The 5,033-nt window shown below is 69.6% G+C and carries 6 protein-coding genes; 2 read left to right on the plus strand and 4 right to left on the minus strand.

Translation table 11 applies throughout. From position 1 onward, the window contains the following. The first annotated feature begins 199 nt into the window (after positions 1-199). Positions 200-763 carry a hypothetical protein gene (locus VF665_RS15860; RefSeq protein WP_331054415.1) on the plus strand — a complete coding sequence of 188 codons (564 nt, stop codon included), beginning with the start codon at positions 200-202 and terminating at the stop codon, positions 761-763. A 298-nt stretch (positions 764-1,061) separates the two neighbouring features. Here the strand turns inward: VF665_RS15860 and VF665_RS15865 are convergent, their stop codons facing one another. From VF665_RS15865 to VF665_RS15875, 3 genes are all read right to left on the minus strand, one after another. Beyond that, positions 1,062-2,102, minus strand: coding sequence for a hypothetical protein (locus VF665_RS15865; RefSeq protein ID WP_331054416.1), 1,041 nt, complete (start codon positions 2,100-2,102; stop codon positions 1,062-1,064). A gap of 278 nt (positions 2,103-2,380) precedes the next feature. Continuing rightward, positions 2,381-3,343, minus strand: a complete 963-nt coding sequence (locus VF665_RS15870; protein ID WP_331054417.1) for an SDR family NAD(P)-dependent oxidoreductase — start codon at positions 3,341-3,343, stop codon at positions 2,381-2,383. A 133-nt stretch (positions 3,344-3,476) separates the two neighbouring features. Continuing rightward, positions 3,477-3,857 (minus strand): MerR family transcriptional regulator, encoded by a 381-nt coding sequence (locus tag VF665_RS15875; RefSeq protein ID WP_331054418.1) that lies wholly within the window; start codon positions 3,855-3,857, stop codon positions 3,477-3,479. A 101-nt stretch (positions 3,858-3,958) separates the two neighbouring features. Between VF665_RS15875 and VF665_RS15880 the strand changes: the two genes are divergently transcribed. Beyond that, positions 3,959-4,417, plus strand: coding sequence for a hypothetical protein (locus VF665_RS15880; RefSeq protein ID WP_331054419.1), 459 nt, complete (start codon positions 3,959-3,961; stop codon positions 4,415-4,417). A gap of 82 nt (positions 4,418-4,499) precedes the next feature. Here VF665_RS15880 and VF665_RS15885 read toward each other — a convergent pair whose 3' ends face one another. Beyond that, positions 4,500-4,724 (minus strand): hypothetical protein, encoded by a 225-nt coding sequence (locus VF665_RS15885; protein ID WP_331054420.1) that lies wholly within the window; start codon positions 4,722-4,724, stop codon positions 4,500-4,502. Positions 4,725-5,033: the final 309 nt, after the last annotated feature.

Raw genomic sequence — 5,033 nt, forward strand, 5'->3', positions numbered from 1 at the left:
TGGGAGAACTCCTGGATCCGGACCTGATGGGAATCGACGTCAGCGGCCCCGCACCCATCATCCACATCACGTACGGGCTGTTGACGCACCGGCGCCACCTCTGGCTTGAGGCGAGCCGGGACGGGCTGCGCATCATCCCGCGCCGGTAGCAGCCTACATCCAAAGACAAAGCATCGCCCACAAAGACAAAGCGTCCCCCATGCCTGAGCGACTTCCCGTCGTCCTGCTCGCGATCTGCCTCGCGGCGTGCGGCGCACCTCCTCCCGAGGTCACGCGCGATGAGAGTGCCGCACTGCAGACGCATCAGCTGCGGTACGAGGCCCGGCGCGCTCCCGGCGGCGTGGAGTTCACCATCCCGTTCACCTACAGGAACCGGTCTGCCGATTCGCTCTTTCTGGTGAACTGCCAGTACGGAACGCGCGTGGGGAACCGTACCGTCCAGCGGGTGGATCTGAGCATGGAGCTTCAGAAGAAGGCGGATGGAACGTGGACAAAAGCATGGGAGGCGATCACGAGCCTGTGCCTGAGTCCCGCGGTGTGGATCGCGCCGGGCGCGGCCTATTCCGACACCATGCGGATCTTTGGCGGAAAGCCCGGGCGCGCGGTCGCTCCGGAACTCGCGGTCCAGAGGGTCGCTGGCGAGTACCGCCTTGTCTGGCAGCAGCTGCGGCGAGCCACTCCGTCGCAGTCCTACCCGGATGGCGACACGTTGCCGACGGAGGCGAGAGTGTCCAACTCTTTCGTCCTGACGGGCGGCTGGTGAGCCCCGGCGCACTCTCCGGCCGCCGCCGCGGGGCAGAAGGTCGTCCGAGATCGTCTCGTTATCGGAGAACCGGGATCAGAACAGCGTTCCGACGGCGGCGCGGCGGAGGGGCGGAATCATGAGCTGGGCGGCGCGGGGCAGGGGAGCGCGGCGGCCCCGGGGGGACACCGTGTCTGGCGCGCCCCGGCCCGGAACGGCCCGGGGTCCGGATGCACGAGGAGCCGGCCCGGGCATCCCGGACCGGCTCCTCGTGGTCACACCCCGCGCGTTCGGGCGATCAGAAACGCCGGAGGGCGCGTTACCCGAGCAGCCGCGCGAAAGGACGGGACAGGGAAACCACGGGGGTGAACTTCCACCCGCTGCCGACGATCGCCTGCACCAGCGGCGCCTTCATCTCCGACAGGACGAAGCGGTAGTCGTACGCCTTCGTCGTCCAGCGGCCGTCGCGGTAGAACAGCCCGTACTGGGCTCCCCGGCTGCGCTCAAAAAAGGAGATTCCGCGAAAGAACGAGAACGACCCGCTCAGCTGCGCGGTGCCGGCGCTCCAGGAGGCGGTCTGATGCACGTCCAGGCTCCGCACCCGGTGCCGGTCCTCGTCAAACTCCATGTAGATCCTGTGCGCTTCGTGCAGGCCGCCCGCCTCCATGAGCCCCACCCATTGGGCATCCGCGATGCGCCACTCCGCGACCAGGCGGTCGGATTCTTCACGCACCTGGAACGGGATGTCCAACTTGTTGAGGGCCAGGAGCCGTGACCGGAGGGTGTCCGCGCGGGCGGCCGCGGCCTGGGGCCCCGGCGTGATTTCCGCGGCCCAGCTGGCGCCGCGGGCCATGAAGATGCCGATCGCCACGATGTAGAGGCCCAGCAGCGAGACCGCCACGCCCGCGTGCCGGGTAAAGAGAATCCACAGGAGACTCCCGTCGGGGTTCTCGCGGATGAACGGAAGGCTGCGGAGCCGCGCGTCGATGGCGCGGTCGTCCGCCGCCTCCACGTGGACGACCCTGCGGTCGACGGGCAGAAGAAGCCCACGCCGCTGGTCGTCCGCGCGCGTGTAGCGCGCCACGTTCAGCGTGCGCGTGGTGGAACTCGCCGGTATCGACTTGCTGATGGATTCGGCCGCACGGGTCGCCGCGGCGGGGCTCGGGTAGGCCGTTACGGACACGGTGGAGCCGTCAGGAAACCGCCGTTCCGACGACCACTCGGGTCCGAGGCTGTTCTCATCCAGCAGGTACGGCTCGGGTCCAAGCAGGCCCAGCAGCATGGCCCCGGCCACCGGGACGACCATCGCGGCCACGATGCAGATCACGTAGACGATGATCCGGCGGCGGTTCGGCTTCATGGCGGCGGCTCGGCTCGGGAGGGTGCCGCGGGCTCCGGCAACGATCGCCGGAGCGGCGGCGGGAATGGGGAGGGAGCGTGCACGGATGCCTGCGCCGGGTGCGGCAGGCCGAAAGCGGTTCGGCGGGAACTCGTGGCGCGTGTGGGCAAGGTAGCCGCTCGCCCGCCAGAGTCAATCAAGGAGTTCCGCGGGCGCCGGCCTTCACCGTCCGCGGCGGGCGTGGAGCCTGAACCGCAGCGGGGCGGTGATGCCGTCCCGCTGCCGTCATCCGGCCGCGGTCAGCCCTGCGCCATGCCGAGCATCGCGAGCGACGTGGCCCACAGGCGCTCCGCGTTCGCGGGGTCGAGCGCGTAGGGCGCCACGCCGGACATGTCGCTGGTGCGCGCGGCGACCGTCTCCGCCTCGTTGCAGTCCACGAAGTACCGCCCGCCGATCCCTTCCAGCAGCGGCGAGGTGGCCAGCAGCACGCTGGTCGCGGCGCCCTGCTCCGTGTTCTTCCACCCCGGCGGCAGGTTCTCCGGGTCGATCTCCACGCCACCGCGCAGCCGCCGCATCTCTTCCGCGGTGGTGTGGCGCTGCAGGTTGGTGAGAATGGCGCCCGGCATCAGCGCATTCGACGTGATGCCGTCGTCCGCCCAGCGGCGCGTCACCTCCACGGAGAACAGCACGTTCGCTGTCTTGGCCTGCCCGTACGCCGCCCACGCATCGTACGGGCGGAAGGCGAAGTGCAGGTCGTCAAAGATCACCGGCGACCGCTGATGCGCGCTGGAACTCACGGAGACCACGCGCGCCCCGCCCGCCTGCGCCAGCGCGCGCCGCAGCCCGAGTGTGAGCGCAAAATGCCCCAGGTGATTGATGGCGAACTGCGGATCCCATCCTTCCGCCGTCTTTCCCTCGGGCAGCGCCATGACGCCCGCGTTGTTGACGAGCAGGTGCAGCGGCCCGCTCCACGACTGCGCGAACGCGGCGATCCCGGCCCGGTCGCCCAGTTCCAGCGCGGCGACGTGCACGCGCGGGTTGCCCGTGGTGGCCTGGATGTCATCCGCCACGCGGCGCCCCGCGACGGTGTCGCGCACGGCGAGCGTGACTTCCGCGCCGGCACCGGCCAGCGCGCGCGCCGTCTCCACCCCGATTCCCGATGCGGCGCCCGTAACGATCGCCCGCTTTCCGCCCAGATCGATGCCGGCCACGACTTCCGCCGCGGTGGACCGGTTGCCGAACGGCGTGGTGATGCGTGTCATCGTGTATCTCCCATCCCCTTGGTGCGCTTCATCGTCCCCTTTGGACAGCACTGGATGAACGGGTAACGGCCCTTTGTGATCGTGTCTGGCCGCGGGCCGCGCGCCACGCCCGCCGAACGGCGTGGACCCGCGTCTACTTGCCCGCAGCCTGAAGCCGGCGCTGCTCGTACAGGCGGAGCTTGGCTTCCACCGCGCCCAGGTGGGTCTGCAGCGACGCGATCTCCGCCTGCACCGCGGCCTGATGCGCCTGCAGCAGCGCGGTGCGTTCCGCGAGGGTGGATTCGCCCTCGCGGAGCAGCGCGGCGTACTCCTGCATTCGCGCGATGGGCATTCCCGTTGCTCGAAGGCAGTTCAGGAACCCGATCCATGCCAGGTCCTGCTGCGTGTAGCGCCGGTGCCCGCTCGCCGCCCGGCCCACCGGCTGCACCAGCCCGATGCGCTCGTAGTAGCGAAGGGTGTGGGCACTCAGCCCGGTGGCCTCGGCGGCCTGCTGAACCGTCAGTTGTGCATCCATGGGTGGGAGTCTACACGTTAGAGTGCGCTCCAAGTCAAGGGCGATGGAAGAACGGGCGCCGCCATCCCGTCCGCGCCGCTGGCGGGCAGGGTTCCGCGCCCGTGCGCGCCACCTGTGCCGTCACGCTGTTGATCACTTCGGTGGAGGAGAGGGCGAAACGAATGGGAACCGCCGGACTCACCCGCGCCCTGCAGCAGGGCGTCCCCCTGATCGAGGTCGTGGTGCGCCTCCGGCCCGGCGCTGACTTCGCCGCTGCGACGGACCGGATCAACGCGCTGGCAGATGACTTCGACCTTGATCGAGGCGACGGGCACGGCGATCCCGCGCTGCGCATGGGCACCGCAACCAGGGAAGCGCTCGATCGGCTGCTCGGCTGGAGGCTGGTCCGGGTGCCGCTGGAGCGCTACGACGAGGCAGGCGGCGTTTGGACCACGTGGCCGGATGCGTTCCGCTGGCAGGAAACGAACGACCCGCGACTGGATCGCTTTCCCCTGGCGGGCCTGATCGAGAGCATCGAGATCACCCAGCCCGGCGCATACGACGCTGGGCAAGCCGGGTAGGGGTCGCGCCGCCCTGCCCGGGAATGCCTGGATCGCGCTCAGCACATCCTTGATGATCGTCCCGCGGCTCACTCCCGAGGAGTTATGGCCGGGGAGGGGGCGGCGGTTCGGTCTTGAAGGTAAACGCTGCTTCAGACCGCGTTACGATCCCGCGCTGCATTTCCACGGACGCCGTGGTAATCCCGTTTTCCGTTTCGATGACGTAGGTCCAGATCGTCGTGTCGCCGCGCTGCTCGCGCCGGTCCGGCTGGCCGTTGAGGCGCAGAACGTCGGCCTCGCTCTGGCCGGCGGCGATCAGGTTGAACATTCTCGGCAGCATTTCTGGCGCCTTTGCCGGGCGGGCCGCGGAGGGCCTGCATCCGGCGGCCGCCGGGAGCACGAGCGAGAACAGGAGCAGAGCCAAGCGCCAGGGGAACGCCCGGCGGGGATACATGCCGCGCAGGATCATGGGACGGTTCGAGTTCAGGTTTGTGCCACTCGTCGGGGCGAACGGCGGAACGGAGCACGACGGGCCGAGGCTGGTTCGGAAGGGGCACATCCCGGCCGGCAATGGCGCAGCAACTAAGGCGACTTATCGAGCCGCCCCCGGGGTTCAGCGATCCCTGTGCCCGTCGGC

Source organism: Longimicrobium sp., from assembly GCF_036387355.1.
Taxonomy (GTDB): Bacteria; Gemmatimonadota; Gemmatimonadetes; order Longimicrobiales; family Longimicrobiaceae; genus Longimicrobium.